The organism is Pseudomonas putida (genome assembly GCF_028682635.1).
Taxonomy (GTDB): Bacteria; Pseudomonadota; Gammaproteobacteria; order Pseudomonadales; family Pseudomonadaceae; genus Aquipseudomonas; species Aquipseudomonas putida_AE.
This window is the reverse complement of sequence record NZ_JANHLK010000124.1, coordinates 1-257: the sequence shown is the minus strand read 5'-3', so window position 1 is coordinate 257 and position 257 is coordinate 1. Positions and strand designations below refer to the sequence as shown.

Sequence of the window (257 nt, the reverse complement as noted above, 5' to 3'; positions counted from 1 at the left end):
GGTTGCGGTTGGGTCAAGGCGATGCGCAGCGGTTTCTCAATGGCCCAAAGCTGCCTGTTGAGTTCGCGGCTGCGGGTGGCATAGCCATCCATCGACTCCACACCCGCCCAGGTTCCCATGGCCTTGACCGCTTGGAGCAGTGCGATGTTGTCCAGCCGTGGCAGCCCCAGTGTGCGGCGCACGGCATCGAGGATCATCAACAGGCCCCAGTTGATCCGTTCCTCGCCGTACCAGGCTCCCCCCAGTCCCAGAAGGCT

The 257-nt window shown here is 63.8% G+C and carries 1 pseudogene; it reads right to left on the bottom strand.

The annotated features are described in order from the left end of the window. Positions 1-257: pseudogene (locus tag NPS56_RS31130) on the bottom strand (T6SS phospholipase effector Tle1-like catalytic domain-containing protein); the annotation flags it as partial.